The 25,440-nt window shown below is 41.0% G+C and carries 20 protein-coding genes; 14 read left to right on the top strand and 6 right to left on the bottom strand.

The window, feature by feature from the left end; all coding sequences use genetic code 11:
- The first annotated feature begins 114 nt into the window (after nt 1-114).
- Nucleotides 115-1,515, top strand: coding sequence for an asparagine--tRNA ligase (gene asnS / locus ACM2FC_RS04305; protein ID WP_498479624.1), 1,401 nt, complete (start codon nt 115-117; stop codon nt 1,513-1,515).
- A 99-nt stretch (nt 1,516-1,614) separates the two neighbouring features.
- On the opposite strand, the gene ACM2FC_RS04300 is transcribed toward asnS, so the two are convergent.
- Complete coding sequence (locus ACM2FC_RS04300; RefSeq protein WP_498479623.1) at nt 1,615-3,063, bottom strand: YfcC family protein; 1,449 nt, start codon at nt 3,061-3,063, stop codon at nt 1,615-1,617.
- An 836-nt stretch (nt 3,064-3,899) separates the two neighbouring features.
- Here ACM2FC_RS04300 and arcA point away from each other — a divergent pair.
- The 8 genes from arcA to ACM2FC_RS04260 all read left to right on the top strand — a co-directional run bounded on the left by arcA (nt 3,900) and on the right by ACM2FC_RS04260 (nt 12,840).
- Nucleotides 3,900-5,120 carry an arginine deiminase gene (arcA, locus tag ACM2FC_RS04295; protein WP_498479622.1) on the top strand — a complete coding sequence of 407 codons (1,221 nt, stop codon included), beginning with the start codon at nt 3,900-3,902 and terminating at the stop codon, nt 5,118-5,120.
- Nucleotides 5,121-5,177: 57 nt separating this feature from the next.
- Complete coding sequence (arcC, locus tag ACM2FC_RS04290; RefSeq protein WP_498479621.1) at nt 5,178-6,101, top strand: carbamate kinase; 924 nt, start codon at nt 5,178-5,180, stop codon at nt 6,099-6,101.
- 96 nt (nt 6,102-6,197) lie between these two features.
- Nucleotides 6,198-7,202 (top strand): ornithine carbamoyltransferase, encoded by a 1,005-nt coding sequence (gene argF / locus ACM2FC_RS04285; RefSeq protein WP_498479620.1) that lies wholly within the window; start codon nt 6,198-6,200, stop codon nt 7,200-7,202.
- Between the two features lie 132 nt (nt 7,203-7,334).
- Nucleotides 7,335-8,264, top strand: a complete 930-nt coding sequence (gene pyrB, locus ACM2FC_RS04280; protein WP_498479619.1) for an aspartate carbamoyltransferase — start codon at nt 7,335-7,337, stop codon at nt 8,262-8,264.
- 15 nt (nt 8,265-8,279) lie between these two features.
- Complete coding sequence (pyrI, locus tag ACM2FC_RS04275; RefSeq protein ID WP_498479618.1) at nt 8,280-8,744, top strand: aspartate carbamoyltransferase regulatory subunit; 465 nt, start codon at nt 8,280-8,282, stop codon at nt 8,742-8,744.
- A gap of 348 nt (nt 8,745-9,092) precedes the next feature.
- Nucleotides 9,093-9,605 (top strand): arginine repressor, encoded by a 513-nt coding sequence (locus tag ACM2FC_RS04270; protein ID WP_498479617.1) that lies wholly within the window; start codon nt 9,093-9,095, stop codon nt 9,603-9,605.
- 389 nt (nt 9,606-9,994) lie between these two features.
- Nucleotides 9,995-11,467 (top strand): HD domain-containing phosphohydrolase, encoded by a 1,473-nt coding sequence (locus tag ACM2FC_RS04265; protein WP_498479616.1) that lies wholly within the window; start codon nt 9,995-9,997, stop codon nt 11,465-11,467.
- 182 nt (nt 11,468-11,649) lie between these two features.
- Nucleotides 11,650-12,840, top strand: coding sequence for an amino acid aminotransferase (locus ACM2FC_RS04260; protein ID WP_498479615.1), 1,191 nt, complete (start codon nt 11,650-11,652; stop codon nt 12,838-12,840).
- Between the two features lie 79 nt (nt 12,841-12,919).
- On the opposite strand, the gene ACM2FC_RS04255 is transcribed toward ACM2FC_RS04260, so the two are convergent.
- Nucleotides 12,920-15,382 (bottom strand): glycosyl hydrolase family 18 protein, encoded by a 2,463-nt coding sequence (locus tag ACM2FC_RS04255; RefSeq protein ID WP_498479614.1) that lies wholly within the window; start codon nt 15,380-15,382, stop codon nt 12,920-12,922.
- Nucleotides 15,383-16,114: 732 nt separating this feature from the next.
- Between ACM2FC_RS04255 and ACM2FC_RS04250 the strand changes: the two genes are divergently transcribed.
- The 3 genes from ACM2FC_RS04250 to ACM2FC_RS04240 all read left to right on the top strand — a co-directional run bounded on the left by ACM2FC_RS04250 (nt 16,115) and on the right by ACM2FC_RS04240 (nt 19,158).
- Nucleotides 16,115-16,708, top strand: a complete 594-nt coding sequence (locus tag ACM2FC_RS04250) for a class I SAM-dependent methyltransferase (RefSeq protein ID WP_498479613.1) — start codon at nt 16,115-16,117, stop codon at nt 16,706-16,708.
- Between the two features lie 274 nt (nt 16,709-16,982).
- Nucleotides 16,983-18,170 carry a DUF3500 domain-containing protein gene (locus tag ACM2FC_RS04245; protein WP_498479612.1) on the top strand — a complete coding sequence of 396 codons (1,188 nt, stop codon included), beginning with the start codon at nt 16,983-16,985 and terminating at the stop codon, nt 18,168-18,170.
- A 100-nt stretch (nt 18,171-18,270) separates the two neighbouring features.
- The gene (locus ACM2FC_RS04240; protein ID WP_498479611.1) at nt 18,271-19,158 is read left to right on the top strand and encodes a LysR family transcriptional regulator; all 888 of its coding nucleotides are present in this window, start codon (nt 18,271-18,273) and stop codon (nt 19,156-19,158) included.
- A 115-nt stretch (nt 19,159-19,273) separates the two neighbouring features.
- Here ACM2FC_RS04240 and ACM2FC_RS04235 read toward each other — a convergent pair whose 3' ends face one another.
- The 4 genes from ACM2FC_RS04235 to ACM2FC_RS04220 all read right to left on the bottom strand — a co-directional run bounded on the left by ACM2FC_RS04235 (nt 19,274) and on the right by ACM2FC_RS04220 (nt 23,263).
- A complete protein-coding gene (locus ACM2FC_RS04235) occupies nt 19,274-19,759 on the bottom strand; it encodes a VOC family protein (protein WP_498479610.1) in 486 nt (161 codons plus the stop codon).
- Nucleotides 19,760-20,081: 322 nt separating this feature from the next.
- The gene (locus ACM2FC_RS04230) at nt 20,082-20,855 is read right to left on the bottom strand and encodes an IclR family transcriptional regulator (RefSeq protein ID WP_498479609.1); all 774 of its coding nucleotides are present in this window, start codon (nt 20,853-20,855) and stop codon (nt 20,082-20,084) included.
- A gap of 148 nt (nt 20,856-21,003) precedes the next feature.
- Entirely contained in the window at nt 21,004-22,119 is a 1,116-nt protein-coding gene (locus tag ACM2FC_RS04225; protein ID WP_498479608.1) for a hypothetical protein, read from the bottom strand.
- Nucleotides 22,120-22,432: 313 nt separating this feature from the next.
- Nucleotides 22,433-23,263 carry a hypothetical protein gene (locus ACM2FC_RS04220; protein WP_498479607.1) on the bottom strand — a complete coding sequence of 277 codons (831 nt, stop codon included), beginning with the start codon at nt 23,261-23,263 and terminating at the stop codon, nt 22,433-22,435.
- Between the two features lie 590 nt (nt 23,264-23,853).
- Between ACM2FC_RS04220 and panB the strand changes: the two genes are divergently transcribed.
- Complete coding sequence (gene panB / locus ACM2FC_RS04215) at nt 23,854-24,660, top strand: 3-methyl-2-oxobutanoate hydroxymethyltransferase (protein WP_498479606.1); 807 nt, start codon at nt 23,854-23,856, stop codon at nt 24,658-24,660.
- 62 nt (nt 24,661-24,722) lie between these two features.
- Complete coding sequence (locus ACM2FC_RS04210) at nt 24,723-25,433, top strand: alpha/beta fold hydrolase (protein WP_498479604.1); 711 nt, start codon at nt 24,723-24,725, stop codon at nt 25,431-25,433.
- Nucleotides 25,434-25,440: the final 7 nt, after the last annotated feature.

Below are 25,440 nucleotides of genomic sequence, written 5' to 3'. Positions count from 1 at the left end.
CTAGCAATATGACAGGTAATATGTGCTTTGATCGAAAGATTTCGACCTACTAACGGCTCATTTTGCTTGAGACGTTATGTCATTTATCCCTCTTAATGGAGAAAATAATAAATTATGACTTACGCGCCTGTAACTGACGTACTAAGCGGTAAGCTCGCAGTAGACAGTGAAGTAACTGTCCGCGGCTGGATCCGTTCACGTCGTGATTCCAAAGCTGGAATCTCTTTCCTTGCCATTTACGACGGCTCTTGTTTCGACCCGATTCAGGCCGTGGTCCCTAATAATTTAAATAATTACAACGATGAAGTCCTAAAGCTAACGACGGGCTGCTCTGTTGAGGTAACTGGCACTATCGTCGAATCTCCAGCGAAAGGCCAAGACTATGAGCTAGCTGCTACAAATGTAAAAGTAGTTGGTTGGGTTGAAGATGCCGATACTTACCCAATGGCAAAAACACGCCACTCTATCGAATACCTTCGTGAAGTAGCGCACCTACGCCCACGCACAAATGTCATTGGTGCCGTGGCCCGTGTTCGTAACTGTTTGTCGCAAGCCATCCACCGCTTCTATCATGAACAAGGGTACTATTGGATGTCAGCTCCGCTTATTACCGCTGCTGACGCTGAGGGGGCAGGTGAAATGTTCCGCGTCTCTACGCTAGACATGGCCAACCTACCACTCGACGATAAAGGCAATGTTGATTTCAACGAGGACTTCTTCGGCAAAGAAACATTCTTGACGGTATCAGGGCAGTTGAACGCTGAAGCTTACGCTTGTGCGCTGAGCAAAGTCTACACATTTGGCCCAACGTTCCGTGCAGAGAACTCAAATACAAGCCGCCACCTAGCCGAGTTTTGGATGGTTGAGCCTGAAGTTGCCTTCGCTGACTTAGACGATGTAGCCAAACTTTCTGAAGATATGCTGAAGTATGTTTTCAAAGCGGTGTTGGAAGAGCGTCGTGACGACTTAGAGTTCTTCGCGCAGCGAATCAACAAAGAAGCCATCACTCGTTTAGAGAAATTTGTAGATTCCGACTTTGCTCAGGTCGACTACACTGACGCTATCGAAATCCTTCTTGCTTCTGGTCGCGAGTTTGAATTCCCAGTTGAATGGGGTATCGACCTGTCATCCGAGCATGAGCGCTACTTAGCTGAAGAGCATTTCCAAGCTCCTGTTATCGTTAAAAACTATCCAAAAGATATTAAAGCGTTCTATATGCGTCTGAATGACGATGGTAAAACTGTCGCTGCAATGGACGTTCTGGCACCGGGTATCGGCGAAATCATCGGTGGCTCACAACGTGAAGAGCGCCTAGATATATTAGATGCACGTATGCGTGAAATTGGTATCGACCCGGAGCACATGGACTGGTACCGCGACTTACGTCGCTACGGCACTGTTCCACACGCAGGTTTCGGTTTAGGTTTTGAGCGTTTAGTGTCTTATGTGACAGGCATGGCAAACGTACGTGATGTGATTCCATTCCCACGTGTACCAAGAAGCGCTAATTTCTAAGCACTTTTGCAAACGCATGTGAAGACTTCAGTTCTGGAAGTCTCCATTGACAATAATCCCTCGCAACCGCGAGGGATTTTTTCAGTTAATAAATGCACCTTAAAGAATCGCACCAATGCTGAGCGCAATAATATTAAAGACAACCAAAATGCCAATTAATGGCATTACCCATTTAATCCATCGCACATAAGGAACGTGAGCAATGGCAAGCCCACCCATAACAACCGCAGAGGTTGGAGTAATAAGGTTAACTATCCCTGAAGCCGATTGATAAGCCGTCACTACTAACTCTCTACCTACTCCAGCAAAGTCGGCAAGAGGCGCTAAAATGGGCATAGTCAATACAGCAAGCCCTGAAGTAGAAGGTACTAAGAAAGACAATAAAATTTCTAGAAAGTACATTACGTTGATAAATATAACGGAAGACAAGCCGCTGATTGTGGTTTCTGCTGAATGTAGGATAGTGTCTGTAATCATGCCATGATCCATTACGACGACGATTCCCCTAGCGATGCCAATGATGAGTGCGACACCTAACAAGTCTCTAGAGCCCTCAATAAAACTATCGATAAACTCTTCTTCACTCATTCTCGCAACGAAGCCCACAACGATAGCAGCCGCAAGAAACAGAGCAGATATTTTAGCCATCCACCACCCTGCAACCGCCACTCCGTAAATCATCACCGCGAAAGATCCACCGAAGATATAAAGGATCAGTTTGCGTGTTGTTGTAAACTCCAGCGATTCATCTCCGTTTTTACCTAGGAAATGAGCTTTATTCTCTTCATATTTGTCATAGACTATGGATTTGCTTTGATCTTGCCTGACCATTTTGGCGTAGCGCATAACGTAAGTTACACATATCACCCAACCTATGATCAATATAGCTAACCTTAGCCAAATACCGTTGGTAAAAGGTATAGACGCAGCGTTTGCAGCTATCACGGTCGCAAATGGATTGATGGTGGAGCCTAAACATCCAATGCCTGCCCCCAGCAAAACTGTTGCTGCAGCAACAAGAGGATCAAACCGAGCAGCAATCATGACTGGCACCAGCAGCGAATAGAATGGTAAAGATTCTTCCGCCATACCATATATCGTTCCACCTGCAGCAAAAAGTGCCATTAAGATGGGTATCATGAGCTCTTCTCTGCCTTTCAAACGTGCGGTTACTCGTTCAATTCCAGCGTCAATAGCACCCGTTTTTCCTACAGTACCTAAAAACCCACCGATAATTAAAACAAACAGTGATACATCAATTGCACCAGCTTTATATGTAGTATGGTCATAAAAACCATCAATAGGAGCAAGGAAAACATCGATAATCCCTTGAGGATGGCTAGCTACTTGTTTGTAAGTTCCAGAAACAGGGACTTCCTGCCCCAAGGTACTATTCATCACCCTATCGTATTGCCCCGCAGGTACAACCCAAGTAAGGGCTGCGACCACTGCGATAAGGATAAACAAAATTGTATAAGCGGACGGAAATTTCAGGTTCGCAAAGAACCGTTTCTTCTTGTGCTCATTGGGTAAAGTTTGGCTTGTCATGATGATATCCTTGGGCTTTACTAATTCTAAAATTTTAAAAAGTCTGAAATAGCAAATTCTAGATTTATAATATTAATTTAAAAATCACGAATATTGGTATCTTATTCGCTATATTCTATTTTCTATATTTGATGGTAACATAGTTCCAAATCACAAATTCAAACCTGCCACAGATAAAAGACTAACACCATAAAAATAATTAAATCAGTTTGTATGGATAAATATTCTTATTCACGTATTTTTTAATTATAAACTATACCATCGATCAATAGCTAACCGACCTAAAGTTAAGATTTCAGAAGAATAATATTCAACAAACAAGAATAAAAATAAATGAACTTTTATTGACAAAAATCAATTTAATTAGGGTGTAATAGATCACCACCATACCCAATACTTACTTAAGTTAAATGAAATAACCAATAAAATTCAATAATTTAAATAACAACAAAACCTAATAAGCTTCCATTCTTCTATGGTAGCACCTATTTACCTACAACTAGTTAGGCCAGGTTTCATTCAGCGTATTATTCTCACTCTAGAGCTAATATGAATACTATCTCACTATATTCCATATTATCTATTATCTCTAATAATTTACGATATAAAATCCCGTAAAAATTGAATAAATTGTCAAAGACTAAAATACAACCAGTATTAAAACCGATTACCAATATTCAAATAAGATTAATTTTGTGACTAACATTCAAGAAATAAGCAGCTCTCAGCGTATTATGACTTTCAAATCAGAAGTCACTAACGCTTATTATTTATAAGCCCAACATTATTCATTCCAAATTATTAAATAAAATTTAACGAATAAGAGAGATTTAAAAATGAGTAAGTTCTATGTTGGTTCCGAAATAGGTCAATTGCGTCGAGTATTAGTTCATCGACCAAGGCGAGCCCTCACTCACTTAACGCCTTCAAATTGCCGCGATTTGCTGTTCGATGATGTGCTTGCTGTCGATCGCGCTGGCCAAGAACATGATGCATTTACCCAAACACTCAGAGAGCAAGGTGTTGAAGTACTATTACTAACGAACCTTTTAACAGAAACTCTTGCCATCCCTGAAGCGAAGAATTGGCTTCTTAACACGCAAATCTCGGACTACCGGTTTGGCGCTACTTTTGCGAACGATGTGCGCTGCTATTTGGGAGACCTACCTAATGAGACTGTTGCGAAAATCCTAACTGGTGGCTTGGCATACTGTGAAATGCCATTTAAATCTTCCGCCATGATACAGGCAATGCATAAGCCGACAGATTTCATTATAGAGCCGCTACCTAACCACCTATTTACCCGAGACACCTCTTGCTGGGTTTACGGCGGTGTTTCAATTAACCCAATGGCGAAGGTAGCGAGACAAAGAGAAACCAATCATCTACGAGCAATTTATCGTTGGCACCCGGCTTTTTCTGAACAAGACTTCGTCAAATATTACGGCGATGAGAATTATACGTATGACCGCTCCACCATTGAAGGTGGCGACGTACTTGTTATCGGCAATGGAGCCGTATTGATTGGTATGTCAGAGCGCACGACACCGCAAGGAGTCGAACATCTCGCTTCCAATCTATTTAAGCACGACCAAGCTAAGCAAGTCATCGCTTTAGAGCTACCAAAAGATCGGTCATGCATGCATTTAGACACTGTAATGACACACATGAGAAAAGATACCTTCTCCATCTATCCAAACGTCATTCCAGATGACGTGAAGTGTTGGCGTCTAGTCAGCAACGGCAGCGGTGGAGTCAAAGCAGCTGAACAAAGAAGCTATATCCACACAATTGAGAAAGCACTTCACGTCGATAAGCTCAACTTAATCACCACAGGTGGCGACAGCTTTGAAGCTGAACGCGAACAATGGAATGACGCCAATAACGTGTTGACCGTCAAACCTGGTGTCGTAGTGGGATACGAGCGAAATAGTTGTACAAACGAAAAATATGACAAAGCCGGAATCACTGTACTACCCATCCCCGGTGACGAATTAGGCCGTGGACGTGGCGGTGCTCGATGCATGAGCTGTCCTATCGAACGAGATGATATTTAACGTAACTTGACAAAAAAGTTGAGGATTTGTCCTCAACCACCAATGAGAGAAACAGATATGACTAAGAAAACTGTTGTTGTTGCGCTCGGTGGAAATGCGCTTTTACGTCGAGGTGAGCCACTAGAAGCAGACGTTCAACGTCGTAATATAGAATTAGCGGTAAAAACCGTATCTGAGATCGCTCAGGAATACAATGTTGTTCTTGTGCATGGCAATGGGCCTCAAGTTGGCTTACTTGCATTACAGGGCCTTGAATACAAAAAAGTGACACCGTACCCTCTAGACGTGCTTGGTAGTGAAACCCAAGGCATGATTGGATACATGCTAATGCAGGAGTTCAAAAACCAAATGCCTGAGCGTCAAATCTCTTGCATGCTCACTCAAATGAACGTAGACCCAACCGATCCCGCATTTGACAACCCAACTAAACCTATCGGCCCGATATACACTGAAGCCGAAGCTCGACAATTGGCCGAAAAATATCACTGGACGGTCAAGCCAGATGGCAAGCATTTTCGACGCGTTGTTCCTAGCCCTCAACCAACTGGCATCATTGAGCATGAGGCCATCACTAAACTGATCAAAGAAGATCATTTAGTCATTTGTGCAGGTGGTGGTGGCATTCCCGTCATAAAAGAAAACAGTAAGTTGATTGGCATAGAAGCCGTTATTGACAAAGACATGTCTGCGGCTTATTTGGCGAAACAACTCAAGGCAGACGCGCTACTTATCCTGACAGATGCCGATGCCGTTTATCAAGATTGGGGTGAACCAACCCAACACGCGTTGAGACACACGACACCAGACAAGCTGTCTCAAATGAAGTTTGATGAAGGTTCTATGGGCCCGAAAATTAGCGCTTCATGTGAGTTTATTAAACAAGGTGGGGAGTTAGTGGGTATTGGCGCACTAAAAGATGGCCTACAAATTCTACGCGGTGAAGCGGGAACCAATATTACTAAAGACTCACACACTCACTGATTTGTTCAGATAACCAAACGAATAACAATTTATCTGAAGACTTTTACTCTTTTATGGTGCAACAAAAAGCACGAAAACAAAAAGAAGGATTACACAATGGCTTTCAATCTACGTAACCGCAACTTCTTAAAACTATTAGATTTTACCCCACGTGAAATTCAACACCTGTTAGAACTTTCAGCGGAGCTGAAAAAAGCAAAATACAACGGATACGAACAACCACGCTTAGTGGGCAAAAATATCGCATTAATTTTTGAGAAATCTTCAACCCGTACACGTTGTGCATTTGAGGTAGCAGCGTATGACCAAGGGGCGAAAGTCTCATACTTAGGCCCATCAGGCTCTCAAATCGGTCACAAGGAATCAATGAAGGATACGGCTCGAGTGCTTGGACGTATGTATGATGGTATTGAATATCGCGGATTCGGCCAAAACATCGTTGAAGAGTTAGGTGCTCACGCTGGCGTCCCTGTTTGGAACGGATTAACCGACGAGTTTCATCCAACACAGATTTTGGCAGACTTCCTGACCATAATGGAGCACAGTGAAGGCAAACAATTAAGTGAGATAAAGTTTGCATATCTCGGTGATGCTCGTAACAACATGGGCAACTCATTAATGGTTGGCGCCGCTAAAATGGGCATGGAGATCCGACTAGTATCACCAAAACAATTTTGGCCAGACGATAATTTATTAGCCCAATGTCGTAACATCGCAGAGAAAACCGGAGCGAAAATAACACTAACCGAAGATGTTTCCGAAGGGGTTCAAGGGTGTGATTTCCTATATACCGATGTATGGGTATCAATGGGGGAATCAAAAGAAGCTTGGGATGAACGAGTTAAGTTGATGACGCCATATCAGGTTAACTTAGACATGATTAAAGCGACAGGTAACCCTAATGTAAAATTCATGCACTGCCTTCCTGCCTTCCACAATGACGAAACCAGTGTGGGTAAAGAAGTAGCAGAAAAATACGGCATGGCTGGTCTTGAAGTGACAGAAGAGGTCTTTGAATCCGATCACTCCATTGTTTTTGACGAAGCTGAAAACAGAATGCACACAATTAAGGCGGTGATGGTTGCCACTTTAGGTAGCTAAGTTGACTTAAATATTTTTGCCTGCCGCTTTTTAACACCGACAGACGTGTAAAGAGCGGCTTAGCTTATCCGAAAGTAAGGTTATTCACCCTTACCTAGAAGGCTTTTTTGAAGTATCTAAGGAAAGACCATTATGGCGCATTCACTATATAACAAGCACATCATTTCTATCCCTGAGCTCAGTCGACCAGAACTTGAGCAGATAATCTATACCGCTACACGACTAAAGTCAGAACCTAATCCAACCTTGCTGAAAGATAAAGTGGTAGCAAGTTGCTTCTTTGAACCCTCTACTCGAACCCGATTATCATTCGAAACCGCGATCCAACGTTTAGGTGGCACTGTGATTGGTTTCGACAATGGAGGCAATACGTCACTTGCAAAAAAAGGTGAAACACTCGCCGACTCTGTGCAAGTGATTTCCTCGTATATTGATGCATTTGTTATGCGTCACCCAAAGGAAGGAGCGGCACGTTTAGCCTCCGAGTTTTCTAACGGTGTTCCGATTATAAATGGCGGTGATGGTGCCAATCAGCATCCGACCCAAACGTTACTCGACTTATTTTCTATCTACGAAACCCAAGGAACACTCGACAATCTCAACATCGCACTGGTTGGCGACTTAAAATACGGCCGAACAGTACACTCTCTGACGCAAGCTCTGGCAAAGTTTGATAACAATCGCTTTTTCTTTATCGCGCCTGAAGCTTTGGCAATGCCTAACTATATCTGCGAAGAGTTGAACGAAGCCGATATTCAATACAGTTTGCACTCTTCTATCGAAGATGTCGTCCCTGAGCTCGATATTCTGTACATGACGCGTGTTCAACGAGAACGTTTTGACGAATCAGAGTATGCCCACTTGAAGTCAGCATTCATTCTTTCCGCCGATATTCTAAAAAATGCCCGAAACAACTTGAAGGTATTGCACCCTTTACCTCGCATAGATGAAATCACAACTGATGTAGACAACACACCTTTCGCCTATTACTTCGAACAAGCAGAAAATGGCGTGTATGCACGTGAAGCACTTTTAGCCTTGGTTTTAAATGACAACCTATAAATATAAGGATCGACCATGATTAAGGAAACAAAGCTCCAAGTTGAAGCGATTCGAAATGGTAGCGTTATTGACCATATCCCAGCGAATGTCGGCATCAAGATATTAAAGCTGTTTGACATGCACAATGCGGATGAACGCATCACGATTGGTTTGAACTTACCTTCTATGGCTTTAGGACATAAAGATATCATTAAGATAGAAAACATTTACCTTAGTACAGAGCAAGCGAATCAACTTGCTCTCTATGCCCCGCAAGCAACCGTCAACCAAATCGAAGAGTATGCTGTCGTCAATAAACTTACTGTCACTCTTCCCGACAGTATTAAGAGCGTATTTGAATGCCCGAACAGTAATTGTATTTCTCATGGAGAACCAGTTGAAAGCCAATTTAGTGTGAAACTAAAACAAGAGAAAGCCGTACTGAAGTGCCATTACTGTGAAAAAGTCTTCTCGAGAGATGTTGTTACCGAGCATAAGTAACCATCCACTTCCAATGCTGAACGTCATATAGGTATAAGCTCGGTTCGATTTCTAAAGCTTTTAAAAAGCCTTGAAATCGAACCTTAAATATAACGCCTAGTTCTCACCTCTACACAACTCAATGGCCAAAAACTAATCGCCCTAATGCACTCTAAGCAGCGCTCCTTCAGCAAAAAATCCAGTATGGTACCAGCAATTTTTGAAAGTGATGATCTCTCTCATCGTTGGAATATTTGCCTAATGATATCCTTGGATATAGAGCAAAACGCTAATGCAGCCTACAAGCGCAATGCGATCATTCCACTACGTGAATTTTGATAGTGGTCAAACTTTAAGGATATATGTTCAATGACGTCAAATAAAAATAGCTTACCCTCGCAAAATAATATTACTGACAGCAACCAAGTAACAATTGAAGATAAAACTTTGTCTAGTGCATGTAAGAGGTTGCTCCAGCAGCAAAGCTTTTCGACACAAAAAGAGTTGCGTGAAAAACTGGTTGAGATTGGTTTTAAAGGGTTAAGCCAATCAACGGTATCTCGTCTATTGTGTCAGCTAGGCATTAACAAAGTACACAATTCGAGCGGCAAAAAAGTGTATTGCATGACGGTTGAAAGTACCTCTGTACGAACCAGTTCATCTATTTCTTCTCAAATCGAGTTTATTACTCATAACCAGTCCACAGTTATTGTTAAAACGCACCCAGGTAGTGCGCAATTGATTGCCAGACTAATTGATACTGATCCTCACAGCGAAATATTAGGCACTGTGGGTGGCAACGACACTGTTCTCATTGTGCCAAAAGACATCAAAAATATAGATATTTGCGAACAGGTCGTTAAACAGCGCCTTGGAAGTTAAAAAGAGAGTATATATTTAACTAAAACGATATTAACACGCTAAAAAGCAAGAAAATCACACGAAAAGCCGACAAAGCAGGACTATATTTTCAACATAGCAAAAGGATTTGCTGATCATTATAAAAACGGTAAAAGCGTCAGTGTCTTTTGGAAGTATGTTCATGCCATCGAACGAGAGGCACGCTAGATAAAATCTTTCAGTCTCACCTATTTAAGGTAACGAATCTTGTCAAGATTAAGATATTGGCTTGATGAGTTGCACAATCTAAGTACTGCATATGAAATAGAATCTCAATTTAAGCGGTCTTTGTCTAAACTACACTTAACCATTAAATACTGTTGCATAGCAACTAATATCACTAAGTGATAAAGAGGGAGCAGAGACAGCATATGGATATCAATCATTACAACGCGAAACTGACGTTTCAACTTTATCTTGTTGCTGGTTTATTATTCGGTTATTACGGAAGTACAGTATGTCCAATGCTCGATACTTTGTCTGCTAACCAAATACTGTTTCATGTCGCGGTCACCTTTGGCTGTCTGTTTTTATTTCGTCACTTTCTACTCAACAACCACTCTTTACTAAAAGAGCAAAAAATTGCCCAACTCGATACCACCCTATTTTTTATCGCGAGTATCCCTCTTGCGCTATTTTATAACCTTCACTTTAGCTTCCCTTTAGATAGCAACCTCAAAGTTATATTTGGTATGACCTTGTTTGGTTTTTTTACAGGAACCATCTTGCAACTGACCTCCAAGTTGACAAGCTTTGACTCAAAATCAGCTTCTATTCAGAACAGATACTATATTGAAGAGCAAAGGAGCTCAATGGTGAAACAACTCATTGTTCTCATCGTGATGTTAATCACCACACTGACGCTCATTCTTATCATGGTCTCTATTAAAGATCTAATGTGGTTAGAAATGAATCCAGAGCGAATTGCCGATGGGTCTGGCAAAATCAGCATCATCAAAGAGTTTATTTATATATCAGCCATCCTCTCAAGTTACGCCCTAACCATCATGTATTTGTGGAGTCGCTTGATGAAAAAAGTATTACATTCTCACGAGTCTACATTGGTGAAAATTACTCAAGGCGACATGAGTCAGCGATTGCATGTCCACAATCATGATGAGCTTGGTTCAGTCGCCGCCCTGACTAACAAAATGTTAAACAGCCTCGAGTCAGCGCACAATGAACTACAAACAACCCGCGATGTGGCGATTGTAAGCCTCTCAGCGTTGGCAGAATCGCGAGATAATGAGACGGGAGCCCATATTTTAAGGACTCAAGAATACGTTAAAGCGCTTGCACTCCACCTAAGTCAATTTGATAAGTACAGCGCCCTGCTTACTCCACAGTATATTGAGTTGTTGCACAAGTCCGCTCCATTACATGACATCGGTAAAGTTGGTATTCCGGATAACGTGTTACTAAAACCCGCAAAATTAACCAATGACGAATTTGAAATAATGAAACGTCATCCGCAAATTGGTGCCGAAGCCTTATCTACTGCAGAAAAACAGTTAGGCAGCAGCTCATTTTTACGCGTTGCAAAAGAGATATCTCTTACCCACCATGAAAAGTGGGATGGAAGCGGTTACCCCAACCAACTCTCTGGAGAAGACATTCCGCTTTCTGGACGACTGATGGCGCTTGCAGATGTGTATGATGCACTCATTTCCAAACGCGTTTATAAGCCTGCATTTAGTCATGAGAAAGCCAAATCAATCATCTTAGAAGGATCGGGGAGTCACTTCGATCCTAAAGTCGTTGACGCTTTCTTATCCATTGAACATACGTTCGTCGAAATCGCAGCAAAACATCAAGATGAAGAAGCTCACGAAGAAATAGCGTAAGTTTACTCAACTCATGTGCCAACTTACATTTTGATAGAATGAAGCTTTCTGAGTTGCTAAACATAACATGAGTTACTTTCCACACCTCACTTATTATTAAGTGGTTGTCACACCTCTCTTTGAGAGGTATAAATACTCGTTGCAAATACAACTACTACCTTCAATCTAAATGGACCCAGACTATGTTTGAAAAAATCCTTGCCGCTCCTGCTGATCCAATTCTTGGCCTAAATGAAGAGTTTAAGAAAGACTCTCGCGACAACAAAATCAACCTAGGTGTTGGCGTTTTCAAGAACGAGGACGGTGTAACTCCTGTTCTTAAAACAGTAAAAAAAGCAGAAGAAGCGATTCTAGCCACCGAAAAAACTAAGTCTTATTTGACCATTGAAGGCACTCCAGAGTACGGCTTAGCAGTACAAAAACTACTGTTTGGTGCAGATTCAGACGTAGTTGCTCAAAAGCGAGCAAAAACTGCTCAAGCACCTGGTGGAACAGGTGCACTTCGTGTTGCTGGAGAGTTCATAAAAAGACAAATTGGTGACGTTAAGGTTTGGATAAGCAACCCTACTTGGGCGAACCATGTCAGTGTATTTACTTCTGCAGGGCTCGAAACAAAGCAATACACCTATTACAACGCTGAAACGAAAGCGAAAGACTTCGACGCAATGGTTGCTGATCTTAACAATGCTTCGGCTGGCGACATTGTGTTGCTGCACGGTTGCTGTCATAACCCAACAGGGATTGACCCAACAGAACAAGAATGGGAAACATTAGCTAAGCTTGCTGCTGAGAAAGGCTTATTACCTCTGTTTGATTTTGCATACCAAGGCTTTGCGCAAGGTGTTGAAGAAGATGCAGTTGGCCTGCGTATTTTTGCCAAATATAACGAAGAGCTGCTAGTTGCTAGCTCATTTTCGAAAAACTTTGGCTTATACAATGAGCGCGTAGGTGCATTTACGCTTGTCTCTAAATCAGAAGATATTTCAGCGACCGCGTTCTCACAAGTCAAAACGATTATCCGCTCTATTTACTCCAACCCACCAGCTCACGGCAGTGCTATCGTGACTCATATTCTAAACGACGCAACACTTCGCGCAGAATGGGAAGCGGAAGTTGCGGAAATGAGAAGCCGTATCCATGACATGCGTAAGCTGTTTGTTGCCACTCTGAAAGAAAGAGGCGTAACCGCAGACTTTAGTTTCATCGAACATCAAAACGGCATGTTCTCTTTCTCAGGACTATCTAAGGAACAAGTCCAACGCCTGAAAGAAGAGTTTGCGATATATATCGTTGGCTCAGGTCGTATAAGTGTAGCGGGCATGACACGCGAGAATATGGAACCACTTTGCGCAGGCATCGCTGGCGTTCTCTAAAGTTCGAAAATTAAAGATTAAAAGCGCTCAAATAATACTGAGCGCTTTTTTGTTTTTAGATTAAGACCACTCGATAGGACTACTCCCCTCTGAGGCAACTGTATACCGAGCGGATCAGTGGGAACGTGTGGTCGCTATATGTTCCTTGGTGATCATCGTTAGTAATAGACCAGAGCATTCCACCCGCTAGATCTCTTTCTTTCACCATTTGACATTTAACATCCAATGACTCCTCATTATCATAACCAACCCAATGTTGTTTATCGATGTGGTATAAATACGGCGTTAGCGTATCTTCGTCATAAGTGGATGTGTAGCCAGAGTTAAGCAACGACTGAATCTCAAAATAGGTGGATAGTCCATATTCTCCCGTCGATTCACCAGCGAAACCTGTGCCCGGAGCACTGAGCCCTGAGCCTGTCCCGTCGTTTGTCCCAGTCCCATTGAAAATAACACCACTCATGTTGCGACCGTAAGTCGCCATTCCCAATATTAGCTTACTCGGATCGATACCGGCGCTAATGTAACGATTAATCGTAGCTTCAACGTTAAAACCTTGGTTAATTTCTTGGTTAGTATTCGGATTGATTACGGCATATGGGGGAGTGTTTGGCCCAGTAACACCGGTCCAATTTCCATAGAAGTCATAAGTCATCATGCCAATCCAATCAACATAAGTTTGTAGCTGGGCATAAGCTTTAAATAGGCTTTCTTCATCCGCGTAGTCCGCACACATATTGCTTGGGACGGCAGCACCTGTTGCAATAGTGAGAAGCAGAGGATTTTGCCCAGTTTGAGTCGCTTCTAAATCAATGGCAGCACGGAACTCCATAAGGAAGTCATGATAGTTATCAAAATCTTCACAAGTTCCGCCACGAGTTAACACTCCAGGATACTCCCAATCCAAGTCAATACCATCTAACTCATGCTCTCGAAGGAACTGGATAGCAGAGTCAATAAATTGAGCTCGTGACGTGGTCGGGTTACCTTCATCATCCGTTAAAGCAATACAATCATTGCCTGACACTTGTAAGCCAGTACAAGAAACAGCCGTGAAGTTCTCATCACCTTGATAGTGGGCAACGCCAACGTCTGCAATCATATCGCTAAATAGGTAATTGGTTTTATCGCTATAAATATATTCTGAAGTTGCTGCATCCGCCGCTGGCAAGTTAAAGTTCCAACCTCCTAGAGCAATGATAATTTTCAGGTTTGGATTCTGTTGCTTAAGCGCTTTCATCTCATCTATGCGGGCAATGTCATTGTCTTCCCAAACTTTAATTCTGTAATCACCTGTATTGTGAGGGTTCTTCCGAAGAGCGACCCCATTTTCGTCGAAGTCAAATATTTCGAAGCCAAAGGACAAGAATGCGAAGTTAATATGGGTCAGTATGGTTGGGTCGATATCTGCAGGCACCATCATACTTCGATATCCGTCGGCTAAGTTTGTGCGCCATTGGGCCCAGCTTTCATAATACCCAATCACCTTTTTGCCAGTGTCTGCCGTTGGACAACCCGTTTCATCGACGAGACGTCCGTATGCTGTATCTGGGCACTGATCGACACTATTTAATACACCATCACCGTCACTATCATTCACAGGACATCCGTTAACATCAACATCCGTTCCTGCAACAGTATCTGGACATTGATCTATCGAATCCAAAATACCATCACTGTCGCTATCAGGATCTTCGACTTCAACGCACACCGCTTCGGAATAACTTAATATCTCAATAGTGATAGCGTTAGAAATCACTTTACACTGTTCTCTACCTGTTCTTTGCCAATCTTCCAAATTTACAAAGCCATCGGTAACCGTCACATTATTCACGGTAGTAGGTAGCCCGTTCGTATTGGCTACAGCTTTTTCGTCAATTAAAGCTGAAGCGTATGCTGAAGCCTCATTAAAGTTAACTGTTAGCTGGGAAATAACCTCAGTGGTTTCACTAGCAGAAGAATTATTTTCATCGGTTGTACCCCCACCTTCTCCAGAAGATGAGCCGGAGCATGTATCTGTTGTTGGCTGGTAAATACTCCACACGATACTTGGATACCAGTTATAAACTGAAACATGATCGCTAAGGAGTTTATAGTTAGTGCCTTCGTAACTGACGATATCGCCAGCTTGATACCTGATACCACTTCCATCCCAATCAGCGACTTCGCAACTATTGCCATTCGTTTCTTCTCCGCCTTCGCCAGGCGAGTTATCTGTCGAGCCATCACCTTCAACACAAACTACCTGACTAAAACTTAAAATCTCAATATCGACTCTATTATCGTCATCGATTGAACATGCAACACTAGAGGTTCGATCCCAAGACTCAACCGTGACGGACCCATTGTTAGTCGTAACATTGGAAATCGTCACTTGATTGCCTTGATTTAATGCCACAGGTTTAACGTCAACCAAAGCCGCTAAGTTATTGGATGGGCCAGTTATATTTACGGTTAGTTCGGGAATGACTTCAGCGCTAGCATGCTGCATAGCAAACGCGAAGGGAATAGCGAGTATTCCGCACTTAAGCGAGTGTTTCATTATTTGCTCCATCGATAAATATCGCGATAATCCATATCGCTCGTTAATTTCTCCTCAATCTAGTGAATGAATAAATGGTACTTCGTACGTAAATAAACAATTTTGATATTGTGGGAAATAATATTTGCCACACTAATAGAACAGACAATTATTCTGCCGGGTATAGTAATATATTCCACCCAGTCTTAAGTTATATTAATCAATAAGTTATTTAAAATTCGAATGGAGGATCAGCGAAAAAATACGGTATTCATTTTGACTAAGTTCATGATTACGCTAGCCAGACAAAAAAGCAGCAACATTTAAAATAGAACAAAACTGTACCCAGCTAGAGCGAGAAAAACGCGCCTTTGATGGTAACGCTTTGCTAGGTATTGATGGTTGTTAGATCTACTTGCCAATGTACTTGCACAAAGCGTACACCGACTAGCATCATTCAGCTTATATTCATGTTCAACTGCCATAATGACACATAATTTAGAATTGATTCTTTTAAATATCGGGGGTGGTTTTATATTAGATAGTTAAAAATAATTAACTAATTTATACGTTTAATTTAAATTGATGTTGTTTGATAGGCTGAAAAATATTAAATTCATAACTAGGAAAACAACCAAATACACAGTTGCATACTTACAGTGAATAATTCCATTTTACCTTACTAAAAGCATGGTTTTCTTTGCTAGCCTAAATTTAAACCAATTCCAAAGTACTAAAATTATAGGAATTTTCATGTCATTACAGTCTTATACTCTTTTCTTGCGTGCTTTCGCTACCAACCCCAAGTCGGTTGGCGCCTTATTTCCGAGTGCTCCATCTCTCTCACGCAGCATGACTGGGCATCTGAACTTCACACCAAACGATAGCGTTGTCGAGTTAGGCCCCGGAACAGGAAGCTTCACCCGTTATATTCTTGCTAAATTAGCTTCCCCACACCAATATCTTGGCGTAGAACTCAATGCGGATTTCACAAAAGAGCTACAGAAGCAATTCCCATACGCTTCATTTAGCTGTGGTCGTGCAGAAGAAATACAAACATTCTTAAAATACCACGGTCATCAATCCATCGATCATCTTGTTTCTGGATTGCCATTTGCTTCATTAGATGCAGAAGCGACATCAAAAATTATCGAATCTGTTACCGCGTGTTGTAGTCATGGAGCCACTTTCACCACGTTCCAATATTTGCATGCTTTTAAGTTTGAGAAAGCAAAGCAGTTCCGAGCACAAATGAAACAAATATTTGGCCCTTGTGTTCGAGCAAGAGTTGTCATGCTCAACTTGTTTCCCGCCGTTGTTTTAACGTGGAAAAAAGCGGAAAGATAAAGAGAGTCAAAGGCGTGGGCTTGGACCCCGCCTTTGACAATTAATCTTACATTGCTACGTTACGCTTCGATTAATATAGAATATTTACCCCCCATACTTTTAAGTAGTTCTCTGAAGATCAAATCTTCATCCATAACACATCCATTCAAGATTTATTTGCCACTAACTCTCAAGCACCAAGCTCCCATATACGGTTATTGCTAAAGCTCTGTTTGGTTACTATTGTTTTTATACATCCATAGATAGCCATCTCAACGATAGAAGAGACCTGTATATGAGAATAAAAAAGCAACCATCGATTATTAACCTTACGTATCTCAGTCTATCAATGTTATTTGTTAACACTGATAGCATCGCTCACTCAATGAATCCGCCACAAGGTCAAGGCCCGGGTGGACCACCGCCGGAAGGAAGCGAAGAAATACAAGCTCGACTAGGGGATACTAGTACCTTAATGGGGTCAATTGCGATTCCTTCTTCCGTCGACAGTTGTAATACCAACACCGGACATTCGCGCTTATTGTGCATCATCGACCTACTGAAAGCAGATATCTCCGAAGATCAATCAAAACTGATCCAATTAGACTACTCTCTTGCTGAAGCAAAAAATTGGAGCAACTTACCTGCTGGTGCATTTCCAGCAAGGCCAGGAATTTTCTTAGGTGAACTTAACGTAAAGCAACGTGGAATAGTCAAAGCAATACTAATGCAAGCAGCAAGCCTAAACGAAAATGAAGGTTTTGACGAAATGCTGCAGACGCTGAATGCCGATGATTACATTGAGACAGTCAGTACCGATTATAAAGCTGGCTACTCCTCCTTCAATTCTAAGATCGCGTTTTTAGGAAAGCCGTCAAAGCAAGGAACATGGCAACTCTATTATGGTGGACATCATTTTGCATTCTCTAATACCTACACTGATGGTCAGCTCGTAGGAGCCACTCCTTCATTTAGAGGAATCGAACCTTTCCCTTCTTTCGAAATGAATGGACGTGTCAACATCCCACTACTACAAGAAAGGGATGCTTTTGCCGCTTTGCTCAACTCACTTACAAAAAACCAAAGAACTGCCGCCACTCTCAAGGGAAAATACAGAGATATTCTTGCTGGACCGCAAGCTGATGATGCTATTCCAAAAGTGCAAGAAGGTTTGCAAGTCTCAGAGTTAAACGATAAGCAAAAAGCACTACTACTGGCTGCTATTGAAACGTATGTTGGAGACATCGATAAAGCGAATGCCAAAAAGTATATGGCAAAATATACGGCTGAACTCCCAAATACGGTGATTGGTTTTTCAGGCACTACGGATTTAAATAGTGAAGACGATTACATTAGAGTACACGGCCCTTCGCTATGGATTGAGTTTTCGCTGCAGTCCAATAAATCAACCAATAAAGTAGGTAATCACCCCCACTCTGTTTGGCGTGATCAAACGGATGATTATGGAGGACAAAAGAAATGATAACGGATAATTAAACATTATGTAATGTTAAATAGTTATTAGAAATTATCACTATATAGATTTATAATAATTTTTTGTTATGTAAATTTATTATAGAACCATGCTTAATCCTCTATGGCTAAATACATTTAAGACGCTAGTAGACGTCGGTCACTTTACAAAAACTGCAGAAAAACTGTATATGACACAGCCGGGAGTTTCTCAACATTTACAAAAGTTGGAAAAGGCTTGTGGCCATACATTAATAAAAAAACAGGGGAAAAGCTTTGAGCTGACCGAACAAGGTAGGCTCGTCTACCAGTACGCGATTAAGCTGGAAAAAAACGAGTCGAAACTATTAGAAGAATTAAGTTTCGATGACCCATATTCTGGACAGTGCATGCTGTCTTGCTCTGGCTCCTTGGCGCTGAAACTTTACCCTAAAATGCTAGAGCTACAACAGTGCCATACAAACTTAAGTATTCAATTAGAGGTCGCTCCGAATCAGAAAATTTTAGCTGATATCCAATCTGGAGAAACTTCGCTTGGTATTGTTACTGAACAACCAAGCAGTAGCTTATATAAAATCCAACAACTTGGTAGTGAACAACTCTGCTTAGTACTTCCCAAAACATACGGTTGTGAGCCAGTGAACAGAGATCTATTGTTGGATATTGGGCTCATTGCCCATCCAGACGCAGCACATTACCTATCACTTTATTTAGACTTGTGTGGAAACTCAGAGCTTGAGAACATAAATATCAATGAGATGCCAAGATCGGGGTATATTAATCAAATCAACCAAATACTATCGCCTGTCGCGAAAGGATTAGGATTTACTGTGTTACCCAAAAGCGCGATAGATAAATTTGATGACATTCAAAGCCTACATATTGTAGAGACAGAATCTACCGTCGAAGAAACTCTTTTCTTAGTTCAAAAACGGCATCGAATATTGCCACAACGTTATAGCGTCATCCATCAACTACTTATGGATAATCTGGCATAACTTTAAAGTGTTACCGTACACAAACTACAGTTGTATAGTGATAGATAAATCGAAATATCCTAATATGCAAAAAGGGTTAGCTCTATCGCTAACCCTTTCAAATTGCACTTAATCGTTATTCGTAGTCAGAAGAATAAGTTTCTTCATAAGTGTGAGAATAAAGTTCGAATAGGTTACCAAACGGGTCTTCTAGATAAACCATTTTGTAAGGTCTATTGTCATCTTCTGGATGGTAGCGCATGATGTCCATACGCGCTTTACCACCAAACTTTTCAACTTTTTCAATCACACCTTCAAAGTCATCAGTTTGTAAGCAGAAGTGGAAGATACCAAGTCGAGAGAAGTCAACTTCGTGACGATCTTGACGATCTTTCATCTCAAAAAGCTCAACACCGATACCATCTGTAGTCACTAAGTGCGCGATGTTAAAACCTTTGAAGCCTTCACCAAATACCGCGATACACATTCTTCCTATCGCTGATTCGCGCTCTTCGATGACTTTAGTGTTGTTCATAATTACTCGTAAGCCTAGAGCTTCTTTGTAAAACTCTACTGCTTGGTCCATATCACCGACCATAATACCGACATGATTCATTTTCATAATACGTTTCCTAAGTTAGTTGTTAGTTGGGGGCGTTTTGTTTCGATGAGTGCAGTATATGTTTATGGCAACATTATATGAAATTATTATATTTTATATTTTTAATAATGAATAATTATCATTTTCTTTAGTTAATCTGAAGTCAAGGGCTATTACAATCTATTATCTAGTCACTTATCTTATTCGGACGTACTTATGCTCTTGTCACTGCTTCCAATGACAAGAGGGTATGACTAAAACTTGGGGAAACTACACCTGTTTTCTCTCGCTATAAGTCCGAAGAGAAACGTAAGCTTTAAGCCAAACGTATTCGACTCTCTGGCTAACAACCAAGCTGACTAGTAATCAACTGTGCTGTTTCTTGTAGCTTGTTGATGAGCTCTTCTGAGTCCACACTATTAGACAAAGGTGAAGGGAGCGTTGAAATTGAAAGGGAAGCGATAACCAGCCCTTCTGAGTGACCAATCAATGTCGAGTAATCCTCGACACCAGCAACAAACGGACTTGGAGCGACCAAATACCCCTTATCTCGAATCATCTCAAGTTCCGCAAATAGCATATCACGCTTTGCTTGAGACATTTTGCGAAAAGCGTCATCCCGTTCAAGAATCATTTCTTTCACTTCTTGTTTGCTGTTTGCCAGTAAAATTTTTCCTGGGCAAGTAGACATCGTCGGAATTAATGTCCCTTCAGCAATTGTCATAGAAACAGGCTCATGGCTAGATGCGTGGACAATTACCATAGTTTGGCTTTGATACAGCATAGTAAGATAGCAAGAACAGCCAGAAGTGAATGCCATATCTTCCATATGAGGGATAGCACACTGGCGGATCTTATCTACTGGGTTTATACGCCTTGACAAATTATACAGCTTCAACGAGACACGATATTTGCCTGAGACTTCCTCTCGATGTAAGTAACCTCTCGCTTCTAAGCCGACTAATACTCGATAGATTTCGTTGGCACTTCGATCCAGTGCTAGCGAGATTTCCGCTTGTGAGCGAGGAGCATCTTGGGATGCTAAATATTCAAGTATATCTAGACCCTTATCGAGAGCTGGCACTGCGTATTTGTTGGTGGGGGATTTTGTTGTCATTGACTTCCTATAGGAGCATAAAAGCTGAGAGATGGCTCCCTCAGCTTTTCAATCATTTGGGGCTAAAATAATTTAAATCTCAACACTATATGTCATTTACATGACCTAGCTTGATTTCGCCACACTCTGATTGTTTGGTCAAGTACTTCTAATCTAGCAATACTCTACCATTATCTCCTTGCTCATAGATACACAAGCTCACTCTCGATAACGCTTCTATCTCTTCTAATGAAACCACCAATGAAGGATTGCCATTCGCCATATTATGTTTCATGCGATCAACTAGAGCCATGATGATTGGTAAGTCTTGTTTCGCTTTAGGTACTCGATTACGAATGAAGTTAAACCATTTTTCACTCATGTTGCGATTAACTTTCGCAAGAACTTCATGATTGGTAATGGTGAAAGGCTGATCTAGAGAACCGCCATCACGTAATATATCGTAAATAATATGGCCGTTCTTTTTTGCGACAATCATGTTACGTGTATTCAGTTGAAGCTCACCAATATGACCATTACTCATCTTCAAAAAGAATTTTATATCTTTGTATCCCGCATCCGTTGCACCGCAATTAAACTTTGCGTCGTCGCCGGTACTCGTCCCATAGCGATCTTTCATTGCAGATTGGTGGTGTTGTAATTGGGTAAATTCCTCTGTCAGACGTATCAAGGCTTTAGCGGCGACCATATCATCAAGTGTCTCGAAAATAATGGTCATACGTGCTGCGTCTTTAAGATCACCAATATCATAATGGCGCTTCCTGTTTGTTATTTTGTCTAACGCACCGTGAAAGTCCTTTACACCAAAATACGCACCTGGAGGCTGCTTAACAGTACCGTTTGTTGTTGATGCAACAGTGACTGAAAACTCCTTCAATTCTTCTTGAGCCTCGGTAATTTCCATAAACATTAGAAATAGTTGCTTCTTTTTTAGCTGTGCATTTGCTAATTGGTTTTTTGAGTGGAAGTCTGCTGTTCCTGATTTTAGCTTTTGAGAGGTTTCCTGCTCTAGGTAGTTATTTATCTTTCCGGTATTCGTCATGATGTCTAGAATGACTTCATCTTGGTGTTTATTCGCCTCATTCACATAGTCATAAGACTCCAACTTTCTCTTTAATTCCAATAACTTTTTTTGATACTGTTTCACATTCACCAAGCGAAAACCTTGAGACATATTCCGTTGCTGATTTATCTTTGCTAATACCTTAGCTTTGTTTTTCCTAACCTGTGCTTCTGTAACTGGTATATCTTCATGAGTCGGCATTGATTCTCTCCATGCATGGCAATCTTTGATTAATATAATTAATTGTACCGACATTAATCTTAGGACAAATTTCAACTAGGGGTTAACAAAAAGAAACTAATAAGAATTGATGGAACGAAAATCCCAATCGCCTATCTGGGCAATTAGCTAAATGTTTATGTCGCAATAAGGCTTGGACTTCAGGCGTTGAGATACGAGCTTTGCAGTTGTTGTTGACGACGTTCAACAAGTTTTCTAGCTACATGGCAGAAACCGAATATCAATACTACTCGGAGTAAAAACGTTTCAGCAGGTTAGAGCATGTTAATCTATGTCATGAAGCCAGCCGGGGACACACCATATGGTCTGGGATCAGGTGATACATTTCGACATCTGGATGATTAAAAAACGCTGTTTCATAAGGATTTTTTGTAATAAAAACTTGTTGTAAATGACCAAAAAGTTGAGACTGTTTATCTATCTGAAACACTTCTCCTCTAATAATGTTGTAGTTCCATTCCATCGTAATATCTAATGATGTGGACGTCCTTCCATCGATGACAAAGTAACAGTGATTATTTTTCTTCAATACGTTGGATTTAAATGTGCTAGGAAAAGTGATGAAAAAAATGTCGTCATCATAAGTTGATAAATACGCAAGTACGGTAGTATGAGGTTGTTTCTCTGCGTAAGTTAATAAGACACCAGCTTTGTTGTCATGACACAAAACATCTGGAACGGGCACTTTTTTTAAGGGGCTCGTTTTAATTTCTTGGATTTGCCTATTATCATCTGGATATTGATAGATTGGAGAATGATATTCTTTTTCACAATGATTGCCGTGAAACACTTGATACTCTTCCGCGTCGACAATTACTTCATATTCAGATTTATGGGTCACAACACCTTTGTACGATACCCTGTAAACACTGAGCTCTTCATCGTAGGTTGTATTGTTTGATCGGTTATCTAGATGAACAGTAACAAGCTGATTTTCTCGTAACTGATGACCATGTGGGAGCTGAACACTTAGTCTCGTATCCTCAATCACATCCACACCACATACATATACATCCATGCCATTTTTTCCTGGAGGATATGTACCTAACACGCCTAAAATCCGCTCACCGACCAACTCACAAAGCAGCCTATTGCCCATTTCCATGTCTCTCCTTTAGACCTATTTACAAAATTATAATCCATACTTCGGCTAGCTCAAGGAACGGATGTCGCATGCTTGAATATTGATATATCTGGCATAAATAGGCTCTAAGACCAAAGTAATATCATCGAAAAAATGGGGTGACGTACTCAAGAAACTAGATTTTTAAGTACGTCCACTATAAATGACACCACTCTATTACTGCCTTAATATAATCAATTTTTATTCCACTACTTTCTACCATTTAATATATATTTCGATTTAATTTATCAGTTATTAATATTCGCACTTATAAATCACCAATTAAAGAAAAATCATCTTTGACAATATAAAAATAAATATTTATAGTGCACACGAACACAATATCCCAACGAAAACCCCTTGGGTAAAAAATAATACAAACCATAAACCACTGATTAAATGGTTATTCAAATAGTGTAAATTTAAATTCAACAAATTTTCTTTACGCATCAATGGATGTGAACTATTAAACTTTTTGATTTTATATTCTCAATATGAATATCAACTTGCTAAATTAAATGGATTGACTGAATAAGCATTGCAATCAGATCTTATTTATTAGGAAATGAAGTATGCAAACAGTTAATGACTTTCAAAAGAAAAAACAAGCAAATCAAAAAATTACCATGGTGGCTTGTTTTGACTATGCGCTATCTAAAATTGTATCGGATACAGACATCGATTGTGTATTAGTCGGGGATTCAGGCAGCGTCGTTATGCTAGGCCACCCAGATATGACCCACGCAACACTTGATGAAGTCACGCTTTTTACTCGCGCTGTAGCAAGAGGCACAGACAAATTCATCATCGCCGACATGCCATTCATGAGCTACCGAAAGTCGCTACATTCAACAATGGAAGCCGTGACTCAGCTTATTCAGGCTGGGGCGCAAGCTGTTAAGCTCGAAGGTACTCGTGGAAACTTAGAAACGATAAAACATATTGTAGAGTCAGGTGTTCCAGTCATGGGCCATATAGGCTTAACACCACAGCATATTCACGCCTTGGGCGGATTTAAATCTCAAGGTAATACAAAGTCTGCACAAGACCTTATTTTAGAAGAGGCAAAACAGCTTGAAGAAGCTGGATGTTTCTCCATTATTTTAGAATATATCCCATCTCAACTTGGTAAAAGAATCAGTGAAGAACTGAGCATTCCAACTATTGGTGTTGGTGCAGGCCCACACACAGATGGACAGTCACTAATCTTGCACGAACTAGTCGGCTTAAAGCCACCATTTGAATCTAAGTTTGTAAAACAATATATGGATGGAACAAAGCTTGTTCGAGAAAGTATTGAACAATATGTAAAAGAAGTGTCATCGGGTGATTTCCCGACTCAAGCTCATTGCTACGATGATATAGAGCACTCGGCTTAATAAGTTGAAATAAAATTCATTACACTAGTAAAGCAAATTTAAATATTCGATGAAGGTTAAATATGGCTAATTTCGTTTTAATTCCCGGAGCATGGCTGGGCGGATGGTGTTGGACAAGAGCAGCAAAATCATTACGTGAACAAGGGCATAATGTTTTTACTCCCTCTCTGACTGGATTAGGAGATCGCTCGCACCTAATTGACAGCAACATCGATCTAGAGACCCACATACAAGATGTGATTAATGTCATCGAAAGTGAGGAGCTCACTGACATAGTCCTGTGCGGTCACAGCTATGGTGGAATGGTCATTACTGGTATTGCCGACAGATTATCCGAACGAGTGACATCTCTGGTTTACCTAGATGCACTGGTACCTGCAAATAAACAATGCGTTTTAGATTTACTACCAACTGAAGCTGCGTCTGAATTTAAGAACAACGCGGTAACTAAAGGCAACAACGCTTGGATTACGCCAGCTCCATCCGCAGCTTTTGGGGTTAACGTTGAAGACCAAGCATGGGTAGACCGCCAGTGTAAAGCTCACCCACTAAGCACTTTCGAACAAGCGGTCGAGTTAGAAGGCAAATGGGAAGATATCTCTAGGCATATTTACATTTATGCGACCGAATGGGGTTACCCTGGTGTGGGTAAGCCTTTTTATGAAAACGCTCAAAAGCTAGCAAACTGGGAGACAATTTCATTACCTTGTAGCCACAACGTAATGGTTGATGATCCCGACACGTTAGTAAAAATCCTAATCGAATCAATTTAATCGGTTA

The sequence above is a fragment of the Vibrio sp. A37 genome, assembly GCF_059777565.1.
The sequence above is the reverse complement of the archived record's forward strand: the minus strand, read 5'-3'. Positions and strand labels throughout refer to the sequence as shown.